This is a genomic window from Oceanithermus profundus DSM 14977 (assembly GCF_000183745.1).
Classification (GTDB): Bacteria; Deinococcota; Deinococci; order Deinococcales; family Marinithermaceae; genus Oceanithermus; species Oceanithermus profundus.
Window position 1 is genome coordinate 2,215,788 of sequence record NC_014761.1, and the last position, 22,396, is coordinate 2,238,183.

The following is a 22,396-nucleotide window of genomic DNA, read 5'->3' on the forward strand; positions in this document are numbered from 1 at the left end:
CGGTGAAGCGATTGATCACGACGCAACGACTCGGGGGGGTCCTGGCCGGCGCCGCGCTGGCGCTGGCGGCGCTGGCCCTGCTGGCCTCGGCCCCCCAGCCGGCCCCCGACCGCTACTGCACCGTGCAGACCAACCCCCTCTACACCGCGCCCCAGGCCACGGCCTCGAGCTGCGGTCGGCTGGAGCTGGCCGTGCCCCTACGGGTGCTCGAAACGAGCGACGGCTGGGCCCGGGTCCAGCTGGAGGGCTGGCAGCTGCAGGGCTCCCCCACCGTCCTCTATGCCCTCGAAGGGGTGCGCATCCGCGAAGCGATCCTGGACGCCTGCGCCCAGGCGAAGCTGCAGGTGCTCAAGACGGTCACCGACGAGGACACCGGGCAGGTGTGGAACAAGGTCCGCCTCGCCGGCTTCTGGGTCCCCGAAAAGGCGCTGTCCCGGGACCTGCGCAAGCCCTGGGCGACCGCAGAGGCCCTCTACAAGAAGAACTGCTCGGCCTGCCACGCGCTGCACGACCCCGCCCAGTTCACGGCCAACCAGTGGCCCCAGGTGCTGAAGTCGATGACCTCGCGCACGCCGCTCGACAAGACCCAGATCGCCTGGATCACCAAGTACCTGCAGTACCACGCCAAGGGGATCGACCCCGACAAGGTGCCGCTCCCCTGCGGGCTCACCCCCGCCAAGCCGAAGAGCCCCCCGCCCGAACCGGCGCCCCCGGCCGGCTCGGGGTCGCGTTAACCCCCGCCCAGGCGGACGCCCGGGGCCACCCCGTGGCCCCGGGCCCAGTCCGCGGCGGGCATGGGCCGCTTGCCTTCGGGCTGGACGGTGATCAGTTCGACCGCGCCCTCGCCGGTGGCCACGCGCACGCCTTCGGGCCCGACTTCCAGCACCTCTCCGGGCCGGCCTCGACCGTCCACGGGGCGCATTTCCAAAACCTTGACCCGTTTGCCCCCGTGCTCGAACCAGCTCCCGGGCCAGGGCTGCACCCCGCGGTGGCGGTCGTAGACCTTGCGGGCCGGCTCGTTCCAGCGGATGCGCCCGTCCTCTTTCCCTAGCAGCGGGGCGTAGCTGGGCTCGCCCGTCTGCGGTTCGGGACGGGCGGTCTCCAGGCGCTCGAGCACGTCCAGCAGCAGCGCGACGCCGCGGTCGCGCAGCCGCTCCGAAAGCTCCACGGCGGTCTCGCCGGGCCCGATGGGGGTGCGCTCCTGGACGAAGACCGGGCCCGTGTCCATCCCGGCGTCGAGGCGCATGATGCTGACGCCGGTCTCGGGTTCGCCGTGGATCAGCGCCCAGTTCACCGGCGCCGCGCCGCGGTACTTGGGCAGGAGCGAGGGGTGGATGTTGAGGAAGCCGTACCTGGGGATCTGCAGCAGCGCCTCGGGGATGATCTGGCCGTAGGCGGCCACCACCGCGGCGTCGAGGTCCAGCGCCCGCAGCCGCTCGGCGATCTCCGGGTCCCTGCGCAGCCGGCGCGGCTTGACCACTTCCAGGCCCAGCCGCTCGGCGGCCTGCGCCACCGGGCTGGGCTGGGTCTTCAGGCCCCGGCCCTTGGGTTTGTCGGGCTGGGTGACCACCAGCACCACGTCGTGCGCGCGCGCCAGCGCCTCGAGCACCGGGACGGCCCAGGCGGGCGAGCCGAAGAAGGCGAGGCGGCGGCGCACCGTGCTCACCCCTGCTCGGTCTGGAGCTCGCGCAGGAAGGCCTTGGCCTTGCGCTGCATCTCGGCCAGCTCGGCGCGGTGCTCCTCCAGGAAGGCCCGGCGCAGCTCGGCGGGGATGCGGTCGAGGAAGAGCACCCCCTCGAGGTGGTCCAGCTCGTGCTGGATCACCCGCGCCAGGTAGCCCTCGGCCTCGAGGGTGCGCGGCGCTCCGGTCACGTCCTGGTACTCGACGCGGATCTGCAGGTCGCGGGGCACGTCGTCGGAGTAGACGCCGGGGATGGAGAGGCAGCCCTCGGTGCCCACCTGGGTGCCCTCGCGGTGGGTGATGCGGGGGTTGACCATCACGTAGAGGTTCCGCAGGGCGCTCTTCGGCCGTTCCTCTTCGTCGGCCTCGGCCTCCTCCTCTTCGAGCGCGTACTCGGCGGCCACGAAGAGGCGGCGCGAAAGCCCCACCTGGGGCGCGGCGAGGCCCACCCCGCCGTACTCGAACATCGTCTCCACCATGTTCTCGGCCAGCTCCTCGAGGTCCGAGAAATCCTGCACCGGCCGCGCCTTCTTGCGCAGCACCGGGTCGCCGTAGAGCCGAATGGGCAGCACTTCCGCCATCCCTTACATTCTGCCACCTGCGGGCGGTTTTGCGAAGGGGCGGGCTACTCCAGTGGCTTGGCGGGTTCCACCTTCAGCTTGGCCAGAACCACGCCGATGGCGTCCACGTCGGGCGGCAGCAGCAGCTCGAGCGGGGCGGTGTACTCGCCCACGCGCCACTCGGCCTCGGCCTGGACCGCGGTGATCTGCCCCAGCACCCCCGGCGGGCCCACCAGCGTAACCTTCGCCGGAGCCTCGACCCGCACGGGGTGCAGGTCGCGCGGGGCCGGCAGCAGCACCAGGTCCACCTCCTTGCGCGCCAGGGTGGGGGAGCGGAAGGTGATGCGGGCGGTGTCGGGGTCGAGGGTGAGCTCGGGCAGCGGGGTCCCGGCCTCGTCGAAGGCGACGAGGCGCACCGTGCCCTCGGCGGTCAGGTCCACCCCCACGGCCGCCCGCGCCCGCTCCACCAGGCCGGCCGGGCCGCGCATCTCCACGCTGTCGGGCTCGAAGGTCACGACGCTGCCGGGGGCGTAGACCTCGACCGGCAGCACCCCCGCGCCCAGGCGCTCGACCCGGGCCTCCACCTTGGCCGGCACCACCTCGGCGATCTGCACCCCGCTGGGGGCGCGCACCTGCACGTTCGCGGCGAAGGGCCCCTCGTTGACCCCGGAAAGGTCGATGAAGACGATCACCGCGCCGGGGTTGAGGTTCTCGACGATGCGCGCGGTGCCTCGGAAACGGACGATCACGGTCTTGGGCAGGCCCACCACCGCACGGTCCTCGCCCAGGCCCACCACCTCGAGCGGCCGCTCCAGGCTGCGCTCGACCACCGGCTCCACCTCGCGCAGCTGGTACCACAGCACCAGCGCCGTCAGCACCGCCGCCAGCTTGATGGGCCAGTTGTGGAGGGTGCGGCGCAACAGCTCAGAGGGCCTCATCGAGCACCTCCCGCAGGCGGTCCTTCAGCTCGGAGGGGGTGAGGTTGGGGGAGAGCTCGCCGCGCTCGGCGATGCGGATCGTCCCCCGCTCCTCGCTGACCACGATCACGAAGGCGTCGGAGACCTCGGAAAGCCCCACCGCGGCGCGGTGGCGGGTGCCCAGGTACTTGAGGTCGTCGCGTTCCGAGAGCGGGAAGACGCAGCCCGCGGCGACGAGCCGCCGGCCCCGCATGATCGCGCCGCCGTCGTGCAGCGGGGTGCCGACGGTGAACAGGGTCTCGAGCAGCCGCGCCGAGACGCGGGCGTCGAGCACCTCGCCGGTGACCGCGTACTCGCCCAGCGGGGTGCGCCGCTCCAGGGCCACGATGGCACCCAGGCGGCGGGCGGCCATGCGCTCGACGGCGCGCAGCAGCTCGCGCGCGGCTTCGACGTCGAGCCGGTTCTCGCGCAGGCGGCCGCGCCCCAGGCGCTCGAGCACGCCCCGCAGCTCGGGCTGGAAGACGACGATCAGCGCGAACATCCCCAGCGTCGCGGCGTTGCCCAAAAGCCAGGAGAGGGTGGTCAGCCCCAGCTGCTCGGCGGCGAACCAGACGAGGACGTAGACGATTAAACCCCGGACCAAGTTCATGGCCCGGGTTTCGGCGAGGAGGCCGTAGGTGTAGTAGAGCACCGTGGCCACCGCCAAAATGTCGATTACGTCCCGCCAGCTGAGGTTCATCCCGTCCCTTCCACCCCGCAATGCTTCGCAACGAATGGCGAACGCTCGTAGCTCTAGATTACCGAATCCCCCGGGCCTTCCCAGCGGGTTTCCAGCAACTTGGCCCAGGTCGCCCCCAGGTCGGCGAAGGTCGCGCGGGTGCCCAGGTCGCGCCCCGCCATTCCGGGCCCGGCGACCAGCAGCATGGCGTACTCGCGGGTGTGGTCGGTGCCGCGGTAGGTGGGGTCGTTGCCGTGGTCGCTCACGATGAAGAGGTAGTCCTCGGGGCCCAGCTTCTCGAGGAAGCGCGGCAGCGCCCGGTCGAACTCGAGCAGCGCCTCGGCGTAGCCCTGGGGGTTGCGGCGGTGGCCGTACTTGGCGTCGAAGTCCACCAGGTTGGTGAAGATCAGCCCGTCTATCGGCTCGTCCATCAGATCCAGCGTCTTGGCGATGCCCTCGGTGTTGCTGCCCGAAGCGACCTCGCGGGTGAAGCCCTTGTGGGCGTAAAGGTCGGGGATCTTGCCCACCCCCACCACCTCGCGGCCGGCGGCCACCAGGGCGTCGAGGACGTTGTCGGGCGGCACCAGGGCGTAGTCGTGGCGTTTTTCGTTGAGGCGGTAGAAGTGGCCGGGCTCGCCGGCGAAGGGACGGGCGATCACCCGGGCCACGGCGTACTCGCCGGTGAGCAGCCCGCGGGCCTTCTCGCACCATTCGTAGAGGGTCTCGAGCGGCACCACGTCGGTGTGGGCGGCGATCTGGAAGACCGAGTCGGCCGAGGTGTAGACGATCGGCTTGCCCGTCTTCAGGTGCTCCTCGCCGTAGTCGCGGATGGCGTCGGTGCCCGAGTAGGGCTTGTTGAGCAGCCAGCCGCGGCCGCCGATGGCCTGAGAGAACCTTTCCATCAGCTCTTCGGGGAAGCCCTCGGGGAAGGTGCGGAAGGGGTGGTCCAGGTGGATGCCCACGAACTCCCAGTGGCCGGTGGAGCTGTCCTTGCCGGGGTTCTTCTCCATCATGCGGCCCCAGGCCCCCAGGGGATGGGGCTCGAGCGGCAGGGTGTGCACGCCGGGCACGTTGCCCAGGCCCAGTTTGGCCAGGTTCGGCAGCTCGATCCCGGTCTTCAGGACGGTGTGGTCGAGGGTGTCGGCGCCCTCGTCGCCGAACGCGGGCGCGTCGGGCAGGTAGCCGAGCCCCACGGAGTCGAGCACGACGGTCACGATCTTCATGCCCCCAGCATACGCTCAGCCGTCCCCGGGGGGCCCGCGCCCGCTTCGGCCCGTTGCGCCCGGAAGCGGAGCTACGGGGCGACGTTGAACAGGAGCACCCAGAACTGGCTGTCCGCGAGGTTGCCCGCCGGGTCGCGGCAGAGCACCTTCAGCACGCCCCCCAAGCTGTTCGCGTAGCAGCGCCGTCCGTCGGTGAGGGCCGTGATCGCCAGCGGGTTGAGTTTGTAGACCACGGCCACGTCGCCGAAGTCGACGTCGTAGCGACCCGGCCCAACGCGGGTGACGCCAACCGCGCCGCCCGTAGTGTTGAAGGACTCCAGCACCGCGCCGTCGAAGTCCACGGCCACGTACGCCCGCGGGAAGCCCTGGCGCGTGGGCAAGGCCGCCCACATCGCCTGCTGCTCCGCCAGCTTGGCCTCGAGCGCGTCCACCGCGTCCTTGAGGGCCTGGAAGTTCTCGTTCATCTTCGCGGCGCTCACCACCTCGCCGCTGCTGAAGGTATTGGGGATCGTCACGGCCAGGCCCCAAAGGCCCAGGGCCGCGACCAGAAAACCGAGAAGGGCGTACTTGAGTTTCTGGGTCATGCTGGCCTCCTTGGTTCTTCTTCGCTCCTCGAATCTACGGGCTATGGGTCTTAGCGCCGAAGCGGGCTCCGGCGTCGTCGTAGGTGCGGGCCGCGTTGGCGAAGACGGCGGGGTCGGGGGCAGGCGCCGGCGGCGGGCAGGGGCAGGATCGGGACCAACGACGGCCGCGTACGTCGCATCGTTCCACTTCCCGCTCACGGCCAGGAGGGGCGCGGCGGAAGCGTGGCGTGTTGTCAGCCTTCCGGCGGGTTGCTACCATGAGGAACCGGACACGGGCCCTTAGCTCAGTTGGTCAGAGCAGTCGGCTCATAACCGATCGGTCGCAGGTTCAAGTCCTGCAGGGCCCACCAAAACGCCCCTCCCGCACGCGGGAGGGGCGTTTGCGCTCGCCCCCACGGGAAACTAGCGCACGTAAAGGACGCGGAAGCTGGTGTCGGTGAGTGCTCCGCTGGGGTTTCGGCATTCCACGAGAACGCGGACGTCCGGCGCGGTGTTGCCTTCGTTCGTCACGCTCCAGGCCTCGCAGCGTACGCCGGTGTTGTCGCGGGTGCTGGCCACGGCGGTGCCGTAAGGGGTGTTGGCGGCCGCCAGGTCGAGAAAGTCGACCTGGTACTCGCCCGGTCCCGTGCGCGTGGCGGTGATGCCCGACCCGGAAGAGTTGAAGGACCAGAGGTTGTCCACCGACACGGAGGTTCCGTTCCAGCGCACGAGCGCCCTGGCCATGGCGCCGTCCTTGCTGGCCAGGGCCTTCTGACCCGGGCCGACCGCGCTGAGCTTGTCCTCCAGCGCCGCCACCTTCGCCTCCAGCGTGTCCACCGCGGTCTTGAGGGCCTGGAAGTTCTCGTTCATCTTCGCGGCGCTCACCACCTCGCCGCTCGAGAAGCTGTTGGGGATCGTCACGGCCAGGCCCCACAGGCCCAGGGCCGCGACCAGGAAACCGAGAAGGGCGTACTTGAGTTTCTGGGTCATATTGCCTCCTAGAGGGTCTGCGCTTGGGGTCTAGGGTCCGAACAGGGTGCCGGCGTCGTCGAAGGTGCAGGCCGCGTTATCGAAGACGGCCGGGTCGGGGCAGGCGTTCCCGCCGGGCGGGGTTCCCGAGCCGCCGCAGGCGGCCAGGAAGAGCGCCAGCGCGAAGAGCCAGGCGAACTTGCGCATCCTCTCACCTCCGCCCCGAGGCTAGCGGGGGAGGCGTTACCGCAGCGTTACGGCGCGGGGCGGGCGGTCGTTGATTATGATACAATCGTAATTCCTGGAGGCTCTTATGCCTGGCAAGTACATCTTCCTCGACATGAACGCCTACTTCGCCTCGGTGGAGCAGCAGCTGCGCCCCGAGCTGCGGGGACGGCCGGTCTGCGTGGTACCCCTCGAGGCCGACACCACCTTCTGCATCGCCGCCAGCTACGAGGCCCGGTTCTACCGGGTCAAGACCGGCACCCGCGTGCGCGAGGCCCGGCGCATGGCCCCGAACCTGGCGGTGGTGGAGGCGCGGCCGCGGGTCTACGTGGAGGTGCACCGCCGCATCCTGGAGGCCGTCGAGCGGGTGCTCCCCGTGGAGGAGGTGCTCTCGATCGACGAGATGCGCTTCGCCCTCATGAAGAACGAACGCCCCCACGCCCGGGCGCTGGCGCTCGAGCTCAAGGCCGCGATCCGGCGCGAGGTGGGCCCGTGGCTGCGCGCCTCGGCGGGCATCGCCCCCAACCGCTACCTGGCCAAGGTGGCCACCGAGCTGGAGAAGCCCGACGGGCTGGTGGAGATCCGCGAAGAGGACCTGCCCGAGGCGCTCTGGCCCCTGGCCCTGCGCGACCTCCACGGCATCGGCCGCCGCATGGAGGCGCGGCTGCACCGCCACGGGATCTTCACCGTGCGCCAGCTCACCCAGCTTTCCTGTCCGGCGATGCGGCGCATCTGGGGCGGGGTGGTGGGCGAGCGCCTGTGGCGCGCCCTGCGCGGCGAGGACCTGCCCCCGGTGCCCACCCGGCGGCGCAGCGTGGGGCACTCGCACGTGCTCCCTCCCGAACTGCGCCACCCCGAAGGGGCCCGCAAGACGCTGGTGCGCCTGCTGCACAAGGCCGCCGCGCGCCTGCGGCGCAAGGGGTACTGGACCCGCCACCTCACCGTCTACGCCACCCAGATGCACGCCCCCACCTGGGTGCAGGGGACCTGGCTGGAGACCACCCAGGACACCCGGCGGCTCCTGAACGCCCTCGTCCGCCTCTGGGACGAGGACCCGCCGCCCGAACCCTTCAAGGTGGGGCTGGTGCTCGAGCACCTGGTGCCCGAACGCGACACCTCCCCGCCGCTGTGGCCCGAGGCGCGCCGGGGCTACCGGCTGGCCCACGCGCTCGACCGCATCAACGCCCTCTACGGCCCCGACACCGTTTACTTCGCCGGCATGCACGGCCTCGACTACGCCGGCGAGGACCGCATCGCCTTCGGCGAGGTGCCGCAGATCGAGGTGGCCCAAAAGCCCCAACCCCGCCGCAGCCGGGCGCGGCCGGTATGAACCAATCGCCTCATCGGCGTCGCCTATAGTGAAGGCAGTGTACCGAGTCCTCGTGGTCACGCGCGGGCCCCTGCCCGCCCGGGTCACCGTCGGGTTTCACCGGGCCGCCTCCGCCGAGGAGGCGTGGGCGGCGCTGGAAAAGGAACCCTTCGACGCCCTGGTGGCGGAGCGTGCCTTCGAGGCGGCCTTCGCGGAGCTGGACCACCTGCCCGTCTTCTTCTTCGAGCACGCACGGGAGCTGCCCGCGGTCCTCGAAGAACTGCGCGACCGGATGCTCGAGCGCTACAAGACCCTGCTGGAGAACGGCCGCGACGTGGTCTACGTCATCGATCCGGAGGGCACGATCCGCTACGTCAGCCCCAGCGTGCAGCGGCTGGGCTACCGTCCTCCACCCCCGGGGGTGCGCATCAACCTGCTGCGCTTCCTCCAGCCCGAGGACCAGCGCCACGCCCGCGAGGCGCTCGAGGCCCTGGCCCGGGAACCCGGCAAGGCGCTGACCTTCCGCTTCCGGGGGCGCGACGCCCGCGGCCGCCGGCGCGTCTTCCGCGTCTGGGGCAAGAACCTGAGCCACGTTCCCGCGGTGGGCGGGCTGGTGCTGCACGTGCGCGACGTCACCCGCGAAGACGCGCTGGAGCGACGGGTCAAGGAAGAGGGCGCGCTGCTCGCGGGCCTGGTGGCCACGCTGCCCGGCGTCGCCTGGCAGGCCCGCGTCGCCCCCGACGAGGACCCGCTGCGGGCTCCGGCGCTGTACCAGTCGCCGCGCAGCCGCGAGGTGCTCGGCTACGACGCGGCCGAGCTCGGCCGGCCCGGGGCCTACTACGACTACGTGCACCCCGAGGACCGGGAGGGTGCGGTCGCGCTGGCGCGGCAGGCGCTGCGCGAGCCCGGGGTCTTTCACACCACGCGCTACCGCTTCCTGCACGGACGCCACGGGGTGTGGGTCTGGCTCTCCGACACCGTGCGCTACGACCCCGCCACCCAGCTGCTGAGCGGCTACACCGAGGACGTCACCATGGACGTGGCGCGCAGCCAGGCCCTGGCCGAGTCGGAGTCCCGCTTCCGCACCCTCGCCGAGACCGCACCCGCGGTCATCCTGATGTGGCAGGACGACCGGCTCGTCTTCGCCAACCGGGCCACCCGCCGGCTCACCGGCTACGACGACGACGAGCTGCGGAGCCGGCCGGTCTGGGAGTTCGTCCATCCCGAGGACCGCGAGCTCGTCAAGACCCGGGGGCTGGAGCGGCTGCGCGGCCGCCGGCCCGCCGAGCGCTACGCCTTCCGCATCCTCACCAAGTCGGGGGCGGTGCGCTGGCTCGACTACTCGGCGGCCAGCATCGAGATCGACGGGGAGCCCGCGGTGCTGGGCGTGGGGCTCGACGTCACCGAGGCCAAGGAGAAGGAGCTCGACCTCGAGCTCTTCGCGCGCGTCGCCCAGGCGCTGCGGCAGTCCGAAGAACTGGAAACAATGATGCAGGCGGGGTTGGAAGCCGTGGCCTCGTTCTTCCATGCCCCCGCCGGGGCCATCGTGCTCTACGGCGAGGAGGGCGCGCGCACCGAAGCCTTCAGCGCCCTCGGCTGGATGCGGAACCTGCGCCCCGCTCCGCAGCTCGAGCCCCAGAGCCTGATCGCCGCCACCCTCGAGGGCGGCCGCCCCCTCGTCGTCGAAGAGATCGCCCGCGACCCGCGCCTGCGGGCGGCCGTCCGCCCCCAGGTGCCGCCCGGGTGGTCGGGGGTCTACCTGCCGCTGCCCGCGGGACGGCGTTTCGTGGGCGCCCTGGCCCTCGCCTGGCCCAAGCCGCCCCCGGGGGCGCGGGAGCTGCAACGGCTCGAACTGGCCGCCGAAACGATCGGCAACGCGGTGCAGCGGGCCTCGTTGCGGCAGGTCCTCGCCCGCCGGGTGCAGAACCTCGAGTCGCTGCGCACGCTCGACCAGGTCATCGCCCACAGCCTCGACCTGGAGGCCAGCATCGAGGCCCTGCTGGACGAGGCCATGCGCCTGCCCGTCGCCGCCGTGGGGATCTGGACCTACGCCCCGGAAGAGCACGTGCTCGTCCACCACGCCGCGCGCGGCCTGAGCACGCCGCTGCCCGAGGAGCTGCGCCGGCTCCCCCTGGGCAAGACGCCCATCGGCGCCGCCGCCCTGACGCGCAAGCCCGCAGCCCTCGACGACCTGAGCGGCACCCCCTTCGCGCCCTTGCGCCTGCAGGCGCTGCGCGCCTGGCCGATGCTGGCCAAGGGGGAGCTGCTCGCCGTCTTCGTCGCTTTCAGCGACCGGGCCTGGAACCTCTCGGCCGACGACCAGAGCTTCCTGGAAACGCTGGTGACCCAGGGGTCGATCGCCATCGACAACCTGCGCCGTTTCGAGGCCTTGCAGCGCACCCAGGCCGAGCTGGAGAACGCCTACGACCTCACCCTCTGGGGCTGGGCGCGGGCCGTCGAGCTGCGCGACCAGGAAACCGCCGGGCACACCCAGCGGGTGACCGAGCTGGCGCTAAAGCTCGGCCGCGAGCTCGGCCTCGGCCCCCACGAGCTGGAAGACCTGCGCCGCGGCGCGATCCTGCACGACGTGGGCAAGCTGGCCATCCCCGACGCCATCCTGCTGAAGCCCGGCCCCCTCACCCCCGAGGAGTGGGCGGTGATGAAGCGGCACCCCCTGCACGCCTACGAGTGGCTGCGGGACATCCCCTTCCTGCGCCGGGCCCTCAAGGTGCCGCTCTACCACCACGAACGCTGGGACGGCAGCGGTTACCCCCACGGTCTGGCGGGGGAGGCCATCCCCTTCCTGGCGCGCATCTTCACGGTGGCCGACGTCTTCGACGCCCTCACCTCCGACCGCCCCTACCGCCCCGCCTGGCCGCTGGAGAAGGCGCTCGACTACGTCCGCAAGGAGACCGGGCGGCAGTTCGACCCACAGGTGGTCGAGGCCTTTCTGCGGCTGCTCGACCGCGGCGAGCTCTAAGCCGCGCCCCGTTTGTCCGAAGCGCCGGGTGGTGCCGAACCAACCTTTTCCTCACCCAGGCAAGCGCGCGAAGGGCGCGCTGCGGCTCGATCCGGGGCCTGTCCCGGGCTTGACCCGGGGCAAGCCCGGCTCGCGCGGGTCAAAATGACCCGCGTGGCCGGGGACACGTTACCTGGATGTGGGATGTAGGGGGTGGGATGTAGGGGGTGGGAGGTGGGAAGACCGGTTGTGTGCTTTGACCGACAGCACTCAAGCTCGCCCGCGTGCTTTTGAAAAACAAAACCCGCCTCCCACACCCCACCTCCCACATCCTGTTTTTGCCTTTGATAAAAAGAAAAACCCCCCGCACCGCCCTACTTTCCCAGGACCCTGCGGTCCAAGTATCATCGGCGCTGGCGTGTTTCACTTCCGTGTTCGGTATGGGAACGGGTGGGACCACGCCGCTATGGGCACGGGGGGAATCCGATGTTGTGCGTTCGATTCTTGGTTCGAACGTGGATTCCACGAGTGGATCTTTCGGTGGCGTGACGCGGTTGGGACGTGGGATGTAGGAAGTGGGATGTAGGAAGTTGTGACCGTCCTTCTATGAGTGCAGAAAAAGGTCAAGACCTCGGACGATTAGGACCGGTCAGCTCAACGCGTCGCCGCGCTTACACCTCCGGCCTATCAACCCGGTGATCTACCGGGGTCCTTACCTGGTTGACCCAGTGGGAGGTCTCATCTTGGGGTGGGCTTCCCGCTTAGATGCTTTCAGCGGTTATCCCGACCGTACATGGCTACCCTGCTTATGCCCCGGGAGGGACAGCAGGGATACCAGAGGTACGTCCACTCCGGTCCTCTCGTACTAGGAGCAGCTCCCCTCAAACCTCCTGCGCCCGTGGCGGATAGAGACCGAACTGTCTCACGACGTTCTGAACCCAGCTCGCGTGCCGCTTTAATGGGCGAACAGCCCAACCCTTGGGACCTTCTTCAGCCCCAGGATGCGACGAGCCGACATCGAGGTGCCAAACCTCCCCGCCGCTGTGGACGCTCGGGGGAGATCAGCCTGTTATCCCCGGGGTAACTTTTATCCGTTGATCGATGGCCCTTCCACACGGAACCACCGGTTCACTAGGCCCGACTTTCGTCCCTGCTCGGCTTGCAGGCCTCGCAGTCAAGCTCCCTTGTACCCTTGCGCTCTCCGCGCGGTTTCCGTCCGCGCTGAGGGAACCTTTGGGCGCCTCCGTTACGCTTTAGGAGGCGACCGCCCCAGTCAAACTGCCCACCAAGCGCTGTCCCGGCCGATGCCGGTTAGGCCTCCGAACACGTCAGGGTGGTATTTCACCGGCGCCTCCCCCGACCCTGGCGGGCCGGGTTCGCAGGCTCCCACCTATCCTACACAGACGTGTCCAAAGACCAACGCCAGGCTACAGTAAAGCTCCACGGGGTCTTTTCGTCCTGCCACGGGTAGGCCGCATCTTGACGGCCAGTTCAATTTCACCGAGTCCCTCGCTGAGACAGCGCTCCGATCGTTACGCTTTTCGTGCAGGTCGGAACTTACCCGACAAGGAATTTCGCTACCTTAGGACCGTTATAGTTACGGCCGCCGTTCACCGGGGCTTCGGTTCGGAGCTTGCACCCCTCCCCTTGACCTTCCGGCACCGGGCAAGCGTCGCTCCCTATACGTCCACTTACGTGTTCGCAGAGAGCTGTGTTTTTGGTAAACAGTCGCCAGAGCCTGTTCACTGCGGCTGCCTCGGGCTCATCACCCTACGCGCAGCACCCCTTCTCCCGAAGTTACGGGGCCATTTTGCAGAGTTCCTTAGCGAGGGTTCTCTCGCGCGCCTTAGTGCACTTGCACCCGCCCACCTGTGTCGGTTTACGGTACGGGCACTCCACCTTCATCGCTTAGAGGCTTTTCTCGGCTCCCTGGCGTCAGCGGGTTATCACCCCTACGGGCTTCCCCGCGGCCGGCGAGCGTGTGCAGGGCGGATTTGCCTACCCTGCGCCCCCCGGACCGCGGCCGGGCTCATCCATGGCTCCGGTCCGCCTAGCCTAAAGCGTCCCCCCATCGCTCCAGTGGAGTGGGGCCGGAATATTAACCGGCTGTCCATCGGCTTCCCCTCTCGGGTACGCCTTAGGTCCCGCCTAACCCTACGCCGACGACCGTTGCGTAGGAACCCTTGGGCTTACGGCGAAGGGGATTCTCACCCCTTTTATCGTTACTTATGCCTGCATTCGCACTTCCCGTACCTCCAGCCGCCCTCACGGTCGACCTTCATCGGCATGGGGAACGCTCTCCTACCGCGCAGCGGTCATCCCGCTGCACCCGCAGCTTCGGTGCTGGACTTGAGCCCCGATCATTTTCGGCGCGAGGGCACTCGACCAGTGAGCTATTACGCACTCTTTAAAGGATGGCTGCTTCTAAGCCAACCTCCTGGCTGTCTGGGCGCCCTCACATCCTTTCCCACTTAGTCCAGACTTGGGGACCTTAGCTGGCGGTCTGCGTTGTTCCGCCGTTAGGACACGGACGTTATCGCTCGCGCCCTCACTCCCAGGCCTTCACGTACGCCCTTCCGAGTTTGCCAGGGGTTGGTAGGCTGGTAGGCCCCCTAGCCCTAGCAGTGCTTTACAGGCGTACGTTGCCACCTGAGGCTGACCCTAAAGTCATTTCGGAGAGAACCAGCTATCTCCGGGCTCGGTTAGCTTTTCACTCCTAACCCCAGCTCATCCGAAAGATTTGCATCTCTTACCGGTTCGGCCCTCCACGCGGTTTCACCCGCGCTTCAGCCTGGCCAGGGCTAGCTCGCCCGGTTTCGGGTCTACGCGGACCGACTCAGTCGCCCTATTCGGACTCGCTTTCGCTTCGCCTCCGCCTCGACGGCTTAAGCTCGCCGGCCCACGTAAGTCGCAGGCTCATGCTTCAATAGGCACACCACAACCCGTGCCTTCGACGAATCGAAGACGTAGGGCCGTGATTGCTTGTAAGCGCACGGTTTCAGGTTCTATTTCACTCCCCTCCCGGGGTTCTTTTCACCTTTCCCTCACGGTACTGGTTCGCTATCGGTCACCCGGAGTACTTAGCCTTACGCGGTGGGCCGCGCAGATTCACGCAGGGTTCCACGAACCCCACGCTACTCGGGTACCTCCGCCTATCCGCTCACCTTTCGCCTACAGGGCTTTCACCTTCTCTGGCGCGCCTTCCCAGAACGCTTCGGCTAGGCTACGGATTCGGCATGTTGGAGGCCCCACAACCCCGCAGTGCAAGCACTGCGGTTTAGGCTGGTCCCCTTTCGCTCGCCGCTACTCAGGGAGTCGCATTCGCTTTCCTCTCCTGTGGGTACTTAGATGTTTCAGTTCCCCACGTTCCCCCCGTCACCGAGGTGACGGTGACCGGTGTTCCCACCGGCCGGGTTTCCCCATTCGGAGATCCAGGGATCGAAGCCCGCTACCGGCTCCCCCTGGCTTATCGCAGGTAGCCACGTCCTTCATCGGCTCGGGTGCCAAGGCATCCACCGTGCGCCCTTCGTATCTTGACCTTTCAGGACAAGGATGATGTGCAGACAAGCAGGATGTAGGAGGTGGGTTGTGGGATGTGGGAAAAGAAAAAGCCACCACCCGCCGCTTGTCCGCTTCAGGACGGTACTTACGTCACGCCACCTTTCAAGATCCCTGCGCCGGGTAGAGGACCGTGGTCCTTACTGGGCGCAAGACTCAAGATATCAAAGGGGGGGGAAAGTGTCAACCGCCCGGGCCCGACGTCGGCCCGCCTTCCAGGAGCCGTGCGGCGGTGGACGCGTCGGTGATCAGCGCCTGGAAGAGGCCGCCGCGGAGGGCCGCGCGGATCGCGGGCAGTTTGGCCGCGCCGGCGGCCATGGCGACGCGGTGGGGGATCTTCAGGAAGTCCTCCCAGCCGACGGCCAGCACCCGCTCGTCGAGCGGCGTTTTCACCGGGCGGCCGGCGGCGTCGAAGAAGCGCATGAGCACGTCGCCGACCGCGCCCGCCTTTTCGATTCGGGCCATCTCCTCCGGACGCACCATGCCGGTAAGGACGGTGGTGCTCGCGGGGCCCACCTCCCCGAGGCCCACCACGGCCAGGTCGCTTTCGCGGCCGGCGGCCAGGGCGGCGGCGATGCGGCCCTCGGCGAGCAGCGCCGCGCGCGCCGCCGGGCTTTCCACCAGTACCGGAACCGGCAGCGCCTCGAGCCCGCAGCCCAGCGCCGCCGCCAGCGGCCCGCTGATGGCGTAGGGGTTGGCCTGCCCCAGAAAACTGCCGGCCAGCTCGACCACGGTGCAGTCCTTCACCGGCCGCAGCCGCCGCAGATAGGGGCCCATCCGGCCGACGGTGCGGCTCCACCCCAGGCCGAGCCGCAGGCCCGGCTTCAGGCGGGCGGCCAGGTAGTCGGCCCCGGCCGCTCCCATGGCGTCGAGGACGGCCTCCTCGGGCCCCGCGGCCGGCACCACCACCGCCGCTTCCAGGCCGTAGCGCCGGCGCAGCGCCTCCGCCAGCCGGAACGACTCGGGCAGGGGGCGGGTGATGACGAACTGGACCACCCCCTCGGCCCGGGCCCGCGCCAGCAGCCGGGTCACCTTGACCCGGCTCACCCCCAGGCGGCGGGCGACGTCCTCCTGCTTCAGGCCCTCGTGGTAGTAGAGCCAGGCGGCGACGGTGACCAGGTCCTCGGGCTTCATTCCGCCCCCGCGGCCAGCCGGCGGAAGTAGCGGGCGTTTTCGGTCAGGTCGGGCCCGCGCCGGTGCAGGGCTCCGCCGATCAAGAAGATCAGGTCGTCGCCGTAGAGCTCGCGCATCTCGGGCACCCGCTCCAGGCTCATGCCGCCGCCGGGGGCGGGCAGGGCGGGGGCCAGACCGGCGAGCTCGTCCTTGAGGCCGGCGTTGATCTCCGCGCACTCCTCGCGGCTGAAGGCGAAGCGGCCGCCGTAGTTGGGGAAGATGACCGCGTCGGCCCCGGCCAGCCGCTGCAGCTGGCCGAAGAGGGCGTAGTGGCTTATGCCGCCGTCGCCCTTGGGCACGAAGCCGCCCAGGAAGGCCGGGTGGCTGAGGACCAACAGGCCCACCTCGCGCGCCAGCCGCTCCATGCGGTCGAAGCCGACCAGCCCCGGGGCGACCATCACCGCCCCGGCCCCGGCGGCGCGGGCCAGGCGGGCGCGGCGCAGCGTCTCCTCGCCGGGGGCGGTGACGTTGGGGGCGTAGACGGCCTTCAGGCCGCTTTCGCGTTCGGCGCGGGCGACGGCCGCGGTGACCGCCTCGAGCCGCGCCTCGAAGGGCGCGAAGGCTTGGTCGGCCAGCCCGTGGTCGTCCTTGATCAGCTGCACCCCGCCCAAAGCCAGCCGGTAGGCCATCGCGGCCAGCTCCTCAGGCCCCAGCCCCAGCGGCTTGAGGGCGGTGGAGAGCAGCGGGCCGGCGGGTGCGCCCAGAACCTGGCGCAGACCGGCCACCCCGTAACGGGGGCCGGGGAAGCGGCGGGCCAGCTCGGGGCCGAGGCCGATGCGCAAAAGCCGCACGCTGGGCAGCAGGCTGGAGTTGCCGAAGAAGACGTTGAGGAGCTGGGTCAGCTCACCGCCCACGAGCTCAGTAGCGAAGGAAAGCTCGGTGGTGTAGACGCCGGGTTCTATTTCTTCCAGACTCTCGACGCGGGCGACCACCTCGCGCGCGATCGTGCCCCCCACCAGCTCGGCGGGGAACTCGATCGTCTGCTCCACCACCAGCGCCCGGGCCGCCTCCTCGGCCGCCGCCGGCGACTCGGCGGCGATGCGGTAGACGGCGGTGAAGCGGGAGCCGGAAAGGGGCAGGGCGGTATCGTAGCGGGGCTCCGGTGCGTTCATGCGCACCTCCGCCGGTGCGTGGTAGGGGGTACGTGGTACGTGGTAGAAAGCAAAACCACGCACCACGAACCACGAACCACGTACTTCATAGCGCCTCCGCCTTGAAGTCGCCGTGCACCGGCTCCACCCGCACCGCCGCCAGGTCGTCCTCGCCGATGTTCAGGTCCTCGCCCACCAGCTTCTCGATCGCGCGCACCAGCGCCAGCGCGTCGAGGCCGTAGTGGCGCATCAGGTAGGGGCGGCTGCCGCCGTGGGCGTAGGTGTCGGGGATGCCGAGCCGCACCAGCTTCTTGCCGACGCCGTGCTCGGCCATCACCTCGGCCACCTCGGTTCCCAGGCCGCCGACGGTGGTGTGGTTTTCGAAGGTGATCACGCCGTACCTGGGCTGGCTGGCGGCCTCGAGCACCGCCGGGTCGGTGAAGGGCTTGTGGGTGGTGACGTGCAGGTGCTCGATGCTCACGCCCCGCTGCTCGAGCACCTGGGTCGCCCGCATCGCCTCCTCGGTGGTGATGCCGGCGGTGAACAGGGTCACGTCGGCGCCGCGGCGCAGCCGACGGGCGCGGCCGAGCTGCATCGGGGTGGTGAAGAGCCGGGGAATCTGCCCCCGCAGCATGCGGATGTAGACCGGCCCCTCGATGGCCTGGGCCACGTCGAGCACGCTTTCCACGTCGGCGGCGTCGCCGGTTTCGAGCACGGTCATGTTGGGGATCGCACGCATGATGGCCACGTCTTCGATCGCCTGGTGGGTCGCCCCGCCGGGGGTGGTGATGCCGGGCAGGAAGCCGACGATCCGCACCGGCAGGTTGGGGTAGGCGATCGACATCTGCACCTGGTCGAGGGCGCGGCGGTACATGAAGATGGCGAAGGTGTGGACCCAGGGGGTGAACCCCTCGCGGGCCATGCCGCCGGCGGCCGACATCATGTTCTGCTCGGTCATCCCGAAGCTGTAGAAGCGGTCGGGGTAGGTTTCGGCGAAGAGGCGGACCTCGGTCGAGCTGGTCAGGTCGGCCGAGAAGACGACCACCTCGGGCTTGTCCGCCGCCCACCGGACCAGGTTCTTCTGGTGGACCTGGGTTTCGAGCGTCATTTCCGGCCTCCCCACTTTTCGGCGTAGAAGCGCTCGAGCGCCTCCTTTTCTCCGGACCCCGTAAAGCGAATGTAGTGGAACCTGGGCGCCCGTTCCGCCAGCACCTCGACCCCGCAGTAGGGGTTGGTGCGGGCGATGACCACCAGCGGCTTGCCCTCGTGGGGCGTCTCGGCCGCCGCCGCCAGCGCCTCCACGTCGTGCCCGTCCACCTCCACCGCCACCGCGCCAAAGGCTTCCAGGCGCTCCTTCAGCGGTTCGATGCCCATCACCTCGTCGATCTTCCCGTCGGCCGACTGACCGTTGGCGTCGACGTAGGCGATCACGTTGTCGAGCTCGTAGAAGCTCAGCGTCTCCATGGCCTCCCAGGTCTGGCCGATCATGAACTCGCCGTCGGACATGAAGACGAAGTTGCGCCCCGTCTCCCCTTTGCGCCGGCGGCCCAGGGCGATGCCGATCACCTGGCTCAGCGCCTGACCCAGCGACCCGGCCATCAGCTCGTGGCCCGGGGAGTGCTCGGCGCCGATCATCTCGACGGTGCCGCCGTCTTGGTTGAACATCGCCAGCCCCTCCTCGGCCATCCGCCCGGTCTCCACCAGCGTGGCGTAGAGGACCAGGGCGTAGTGGACCGGGCTGATGAAGAAGCGGTCGAGTTCGGGCGCGTGGGGGCCGTTGTACCCGGCGCCGGTGGCGTAGTTCGGGTTCTTGCCGGGCACGCCGCCGAAGGGCGGGGGCACCGGCGGGGCCACCGAGGGGCCCAGCTTCATGACGCGGGTGTAAAGGGTGGCCAGAATCTCGGCGCTACTGCACGCCTGGCTCAGGTAGCCTCCGCCGTTCTTGAGGGTGAAGGCGGTGACCCGGCGGCGGATGCCGTCGGCCACGCGCCGGGTTTCGTCCAGTGGGTTCACGGGTGGCCTCCTTGGGCCTTCCGCACCAGCGCGGGCAGGCTCTTCTCGTAGGGCGGGTAGGCGATCCCCGCCTCGGTGACGATCGCGGAAATCAGCTCGGCCGGGGTGACGTCGAAGGCGGGGTTGTAGACGGGGCTGCCTTCGGGCACCACCCGGACCGGACCGCAGTGGGTCAGCTCACGGGCGTCCCGCTCCTCGATGGGGATCGCCGCGCCGCTGGGGGTCTCGAGGTCCACGGTGCTCGTGGGGGCGGCCACGTAGAAGGGCACGCCGTGGTGGCGCGCGGCGATGGCCAGGTTGTAGGTCCCGATCTTGTTGGCGGTGTCGCCACTCGCGGCGATGCGATCGGCCCCCACCACGACCAGGTCGATGCCGAACTTCTGCATCACGTGGCCGCTGGCGCCGTCGGCGATCACGGTGTGGGGGATGCCCAGCTCGCGCAGCTCCCAGGCGGAAAGCCGCGCCCCCTGCAGCCGCGGCCGGGTCTCGTCGAGGAAGGCGTGCACCTTCTTGCCGGCCTCATGGGCGATGCGGATGATGCCGAGGGCGGTGCCGTAGTCCACCGTGGCCAGCGAGCCGGTGTTGCAGTGGTGGAGGATCCGGGCCTCGTCGGGAATCAGCTCCAGGGCGTGGCGGCCGATCGCCTTGTTGGCGGCCACGTCCTCCTCGGCGATCTTCAGGGCCTCGGCCTCGAGCGCCTGCACCAGCGCCTGCGCCGCACCCGAATACCCCTCCCAGACCCGCTTCATGCGGTCGAGCGCCCAGAACAGGTTGACCGCGGTGGGGCGCGACGCCCTGAGGAGCGCGTCGGCCTCCGCCAGCGCCTCCCCCCGGCGGGCGGCCAGGACGACGCCAAAGGCCGCCGCCGCCCCAATCGCGGGCGCGCCGCGCACGGCCATCTCGCGGATGGCCGCGGCCACCTCCTCGGGGGCGGTGAGCTCCAGAAAGACCTTGGCCTCGGGGATGCGGCGCTGGTCCAGCAGCACCAGCCGGTCCCCCTTCCATTCGATCGAGCGGAACGTGCTCACAGCAGCACCCTCCCCGCGCGCACCAGCGCAGCCAGCTCCTCGGGCCGCTCCAGCGCGCGCCAGCTGGAGATCCAGGCGCGGGCGATGTCGAGGCCCAGGCTCTCGGCGGCGGCGCGCTCGGCCTCGTCCTCGATGGACCAGAAGTCGGAAACGTGGGCCATGCCGATCAGGCGGCGAAACATCTCGGCCGCCCCGAACCCGGCGGCGTCCTGCAAGAGCCGCTTCAGGTAACGCTCGCGGTAACGGTCCGAAGCCCACTCGGCGTGCTGGGCGTCCCGCTCCCAGGCGGCCAGGAACTCGCGCTCGAAGACGCGCCAGGTCTCGGTCAGGCTCTCCAAAATCCAGTCGCGGAAGGCCCGCTTTTCCTCCTCATCGGGCGCGTGGGCCTCGTAGGCGGCGTAGGCCAACGCCAGGTTGCCCAGGTAGGTGCCCAGGTCGTGGCCCATCGGCCCGAAGAAGGCGAACTCGGGGTCGACCACCTTGGTCTCCTCGGCGTTGGCCAGGATCGAGCCGGTGTGCAGGTCGTTGTGGATCAGCGCCTGGGCCTGGGTCATGTAGCGCTCCTTGAGCTCCAGCACCTCGGCCCGCAGGGCGTCGTCGGCGTAGATCTCGCGCACCAGGGGCTCAAGCGGCTTCGAGTAGCGGTTGTTGGGGTGCCGTGCGAAGGGCTGGGTGAAGACCAGGTCCTCCTGCACCTTGCGCAGCACCGGGTTGACCAGCCGCGCCGCCCGCTCCTTCTTCTCGCCCGAGGGCAGGTAGAGGTCGGAGGTGTAGAAGAGCGTCCGCGCCATGTAGCGGCCCAGGTGCTCGGCCGCCCGCGGAAAGCGCACCCCCTCGCGCAGCGCCGCGCGCATCTCGCGGTGGCGGTTCAGGTCTTCCATCACCAGCACCGCGTCCTCGGGGCTGAAGAAGTAGACCTCGGGCACCTGCTCGGGGGCGAACTCGCCCGCCACCCGAAGCACCTCGTGCTCGATGGCCAGCCGGTCCTTGGGCATCTTGAAGTCGGGGTAGCGCCAGGCGTAGCCGAGCGCCTGCTTGACGATCAGCGACCGCCCCGCGGCCGGGTTCTTCACCCGGAAGAGCAGGTTGACGTTGCCGTCGGTAATCGGCTCGGCCGCCCAGTCCCCGGGCCCGCCGCCCAGCAACCCCGCCAGGCCCTTCTGCGCCAGATAGTCCTTGACCGTGGTCTCGTTCAAAGCCGCAAGCTCGCCCACGGCATGCCTCCTCTCACCGGGCCCGGCCCGGTCGCGCTGAACATTTGTTCGTACTTAAACATATTTTCGGCCCAGCATACCGCCGTGCCGCGAAGAGCCGCAAGGGGTGCCTTATGGGTACTTAGTGCGTAGTTCGTGGTACGTGGTAGCGAGGGCTGGCTTGTAGCAAGTGGCTTGTAGCCTGTAGTGGGTCCGTCAGCGGCAAAGGAATTTCGGCTTCGTTTACAGCATGGACCCCGGATCTCGGCAACCTTCGGTTGCCTCGTCCGGGGATACGTTGTTGTTCAAAAAGGAAGCTGATCGTGTCCCCGGCCAAGCGGGTCGTGTTGACCCACGAGAGCCGGGCCTGCCCTGGACCTGATCCGGGGGCCCATGCCGCGGCAATACCCCGCGGTTTGGTCACCGCACGATGAAACGCCCTCCCCTTAGAGGGGGTTGGGGAGGAGGTTATTGGCGCTAACGAAGCCATCGCCCATCATTCGAATCGTGGCCAACCCACATCCCACCCCCAACACCTTATATCCTCATAAACAACCCCCCACCGGCCTTCGGCCACCTCCCCAAGGGGGAGGTTTTCAAGAGTCGCCATCAGACAAAGCGTAGCGCTCACAATGCTTTAAGCTCTGGATTCCAGCTCGTGCAGGTCTACGACCTGCTTGGCTGGAATGACGAGCTATTCGTAGCAGCAGAAGATTGCGGAGATTTCGCGAAATCGGAGCCGGAAAACTTCCGATGGGCAGAACGCCCGTTCGTTCCAAGCCCAACCGCACACTAGTAACTATGTAGCGCGTTACGCTCCGACCTACACTCTACGACGGTCTTCCACACGTCATCCCAGGCAAGCGGCGAAGCCGCGCGACCTGGGATCCAGACCGGGTCACCAAGCCGTGACTGGGGATTGCGCCGGCGTTCTGGAAAAGTGGCTTGTGGTCCGTAGCCTTTGACCTGTGGCAGGCCGGTCTATGACAACGAAACGTTGGCTTCGCGTGCGGCATGGACCCCGGATCTCGGCGGCGACACGCCGCCTCGTCCGGGGATACGGATAAAAGCGGCTCGTAGCAAGTAACCCGTGGTTCGTGGTGGGTTAGTCAACAACAGCGGAATCTCGGGGTGCCGTGCAGCATGGACCCCGGATCAAGTCCGAGGCAGGCCCTGAATCAAGCTCAGGGCAGGCTCACGGGCCTCGCCTGCTTCG

General features: G+C 69.1%; 17 protein-coding genes, 1 tRNA gene and 2 rRNA genes. 4 read left to right on the plus strand and 16 right to left on the minus strand.

Annotation, left to right across the window (positions count from 1 at the left end; genetic code table 11):
- The first annotated feature begins 2 nt into the window (after positions 1 to 2).
- Positions 3 to 734 (plus strand): cytochrome c-type protein torc, encoded by a 732-nt coding sequence (locus OCEPR_RS12370; protein ID WP_013458793.1) that lies wholly within the window; start codon positions 3 to 5, stop codon positions 732 to 734.
- Here the strand turns inward: OCEPR_RS12370 and fmt are convergent.
- From fmt to OCEPR_RS10980, 6 genes are all read right to left on the minus strand, one after another.
- Positions 731 to 1,657: a methionyl-tRNA formyltransferase gene (fmt, locus tag OCEPR_RS10955; RefSeq protein ID WP_013458794.1), complete on the minus strand. Its 927-nt coding sequence runs from the start codon at positions 1,655 to 1,657 to the stop codon at positions 731 to 733. The two genes, OCEPR_RS12370 and fmt, sit on opposite strands and share 4 nt — an antisense overlap.
- Before the next feature lie 5 nt (positions 1,658 to 1,662).
- Positions 1,663 to 2,262, minus strand: a complete 600-nt coding sequence (def, locus tag OCEPR_RS10960; RefSeq protein ID WP_013458795.1) for a peptide deformylase — start codon at positions 2,260 to 2,262, stop codon at positions 1,663 to 1,665.
- Between the two features lie 44 nt (positions 2,263 to 2,306).
- Positions 2,307 to 3,179, minus strand: a complete 873-nt coding sequence (locus tag OCEPR_RS13070) for a CdaR family protein (RefSeq protein ID WP_013458796.1) — start codon at positions 3,177 to 3,179, stop codon at positions 2,307 to 2,309.
- Positions 3,166 to 3,897, minus strand: coding sequence for a diadenylate cyclase CdaA (gene cdaA, locus OCEPR_RS10970; RefSeq protein WP_013458797.1), 732 nt, complete (start codon positions 3,895 to 3,897; stop codon positions 3,166 to 3,168). The genes OCEPR_RS13070 and cdaA overlap by 14 nt, the downstream gene beginning before the upstream one ends.
- A gap of 53 nt (positions 3,898 to 3,950) precedes the next feature.
- Complete coding sequence (locus OCEPR_RS10975) at positions 3,951 to 5,099, minus strand: phosphopentomutase (RefSeq protein ID WP_013458798.1); 1,149 nt, start codon at positions 5,097 to 5,099, stop codon at positions 3,951 to 3,953.
- Positions 5,100 to 5,170: 71 nt separating this feature from the next.
- On the minus strand, positions 5,171 to 5,683 hold the full coding sequence (locus OCEPR_RS10980) for a hypothetical protein (RefSeq protein WP_013458799.1): 513 nt from the start codon (positions 5,681 to 5,683) through the stop codon (positions 5,171 to 5,173).
- Between the two features lie 273 nt (positions 5,684 to 5,956).
- On the opposite strand from OCEPR_RS10980, the gene OCEPR_RS10985 reads away from it, so the two are divergent.
- A tRNA-Ile gene (locus OCEPR_RS10985) sits at positions 5,957 to 6,033 on the plus strand.
- Positions 6,034 to 6,085: 52 nt separating this feature from the next.
- Here OCEPR_RS10985 and OCEPR_RS10990 read toward each other — a convergent pair.
- Positions 6,086 to 6,652 (minus strand): hypothetical protein, encoded by a 567-nt coding sequence (locus OCEPR_RS10990; RefSeq protein WP_013458800.1) that lies wholly within the window; start codon positions 6,650 to 6,652, stop codon positions 6,086 to 6,088.
- Positions 6,653 to 6,682: 30 nt separating this feature from the next.
- A complete protein-coding gene (locus tag OCEPR_RS12645; RefSeq protein WP_013458801.1) occupies positions 6,683 to 6,838 on the minus strand; it encodes a hypothetical protein in 156 nt (51 codons plus the stop codon).
- Between the two features lie 106 nt (positions 6,839 to 6,944).
- On the opposite strand from OCEPR_RS12645, the gene OCEPR_RS10995 reads away from it, so the two are divergent.
- Together OCEPR_RS10995 and OCEPR_RS11000 are read left to right on the plus strand one after the other, a co-directional pair.
- Complete coding sequence (locus OCEPR_RS10995; RefSeq protein WP_013458802.1) at positions 6,945 to 8,186, plus strand: DNA polymerase Y family protein; 1,242 nt, start codon at positions 6,945 to 6,947, stop codon at positions 8,184 to 8,186.
- A 37-nt stretch (positions 8,187 to 8,223) separates the two neighbouring features.
- A complete protein-coding gene (locus OCEPR_RS11000) occupies positions 8,224 to 11,145 on the plus strand; it encodes an HD domain-containing phosphohydrolase (protein ID WP_245544461.1) in 2,922 nt (973 codons plus the stop codon).
- A 340-nt stretch (positions 11,146 to 11,485) separates the two neighbouring features.
- Here the strand turns inward: OCEPR_RS11000 and rrf are convergent.
- From rrf to mtnK, 8 genes are all read right to left on the minus strand, one after another.
- A 5S ribosomal RNA gene (rrf, locus tag OCEPR_RS11005) occupies positions 11,486 to 11,602 on the minus strand.
- A gap of 141 nt (positions 11,603 to 11,743) precedes the next feature.
- Positions 11,744 to 14,663: ribosomal RNA gene (locus OCEPR_RS11010) — 23S ribosomal RNA — on the minus strand.
- Positions 14,664 to 14,865: 202 nt separating this feature from the next.
- Positions 14,866 to 15,816, minus strand: coding sequence for a sugar-binding transcriptional regulator (locus OCEPR_RS11015; RefSeq protein ID WP_013458804.1), 951 nt, complete (start codon positions 15,814 to 15,816; stop codon positions 14,866 to 14,868).
- Positions 15,813 to 16,967 carry a RuBisCO large subunit C-terminal-like domain-containing protein gene (locus OCEPR_RS11020; protein WP_013458805.1) on the minus strand — a complete coding sequence of 385 codons (1,155 nt, stop codon included), beginning with the start codon at positions 16,965 to 16,967 and terminating at the stop codon, positions 15,813 to 15,815. The genes OCEPR_RS11015 and OCEPR_RS11020 overlap by 4 nt, the downstream gene beginning before the upstream one ends.
- Positions 16,968 to 17,052: 85 nt before the next feature.
- Positions 17,053 to 18,054, minus strand: coding sequence for a transketolase family protein (locus OCEPR_RS11025; protein ID WP_013458806.1), 1,002 nt, complete (start codon positions 18,052 to 18,054; stop codon positions 17,053 to 17,055).
- Entirely contained in the window at positions 18,051 to 18,959 is a 909-nt protein-coding gene (locus OCEPR_RS11030) for a transketolase (protein ID WP_013458807.1), read from the minus strand. Before OCEPR_RS11030 ends, OCEPR_RS11025 begins: the two co-directional genes overlap by 4 nt.
- Positions 18,956 to 19,987 (minus strand): S-methyl-5-thioribose-1-phosphate isomerase, encoded by a 1,032-nt coding sequence (gene mtnA, locus OCEPR_RS11035; RefSeq protein ID WP_013458808.1) that lies wholly within the window; start codon positions 19,985 to 19,987, stop codon positions 18,956 to 18,958. Before mtnA ends, OCEPR_RS11030 begins: the two co-directional genes overlap by 4 nt.
- Entirely contained in the window at positions 19,984 to 21,201 is a 1,218-nt protein-coding gene (gene mtnK, locus OCEPR_RS11040) for an S-methyl-5-thioribose kinase (protein WP_013458809.1), read from the minus strand. The genes mtnA and mtnK overlap by 4 nt, the downstream gene beginning before the upstream one ends.
- Positions 21,202 to 22,396 lie beyond the last annotated feature (1,195 nt).

Bases quoted from the DNA above. Each gene is read 5' to 3' on its own strand.
- def (WP_013458795.1), bottom strand. From the start codon at position 2,262: ATGGCGGAAGTGCTGCCCATTCGGCTCTACGGCGACCCGGTGCTGCGC.
- OCEPR_RS11015 (WP_013458804.1), bottom strand. From the start codon at position 15,816: ATGAAGCCCGAGGACCTGGTCACCGTCGCCGCCTGGCTCTACTACCAC.
- cdaA (WP_013458797.1), bottom strand. From the start codon at position 3,897: ATGAACCTCAGCTGGCGGGACGTAATCGACATTTTGGCGGTGGCCACG.
- OCEPR_RS10980 (WP_013458799.1), bottom strand. From the start codon at position 5,683: ATGACCCAGAAACTCAAGTACGCCCTTCTCGGTTTTCTGGTCGCGGCC.
- OCEPR_RS10995 (WP_013458802.1), top strand. From the start codon at position 6,945: ATGCCTGGCAAGTACATCTTCCTCGACATGAACGCCTACTTCGCCTCG.
- OCEPR_RS10975 (WP_013458798.1), bottom strand. From the start codon at position 5,099: ATGAAGATCGTGACCGTCGTGCTCGACTCCGTGGGGCTCGGCTACCTG.
- OCEPR_RS11020 (WP_013458805.1), bottom strand. From the start codon at position 16,967: ATGAACGCACCGGAGCCCCGCTACGATACCGCCCTGCCCCTTTCCGGC.
- OCEPR_RS10990 (WP_013458800.1), bottom strand. From the start codon at position 6,652: ATGACCCAGAAACTCAAGTACGCCCTTCTCGGTTTCCTGGTCGCGGCC.
- OCEPR_RS13070 (WP_013458796.1), bottom strand. From the start codon at position 3,179: ATGAGGCCCTCTGAGCTGTTGCGCCGCACCCTCCACAACTGGCCCATC.
- OCEPR_RS12645 (WP_013458801.1), bottom strand. From the start codon at position 6,838: ATGCGCAAGTTCGCCTGGCTCTTCGCGCTGGCGCTCTTCCTGGCCGCC.
- OCEPR_RS11025 (WP_013458806.1), bottom strand. From the start codon at position 18,054: ATGACGCTCGAAACCCAGGTCCACCAGAAGAACCTGGTCCGGTGGGCG.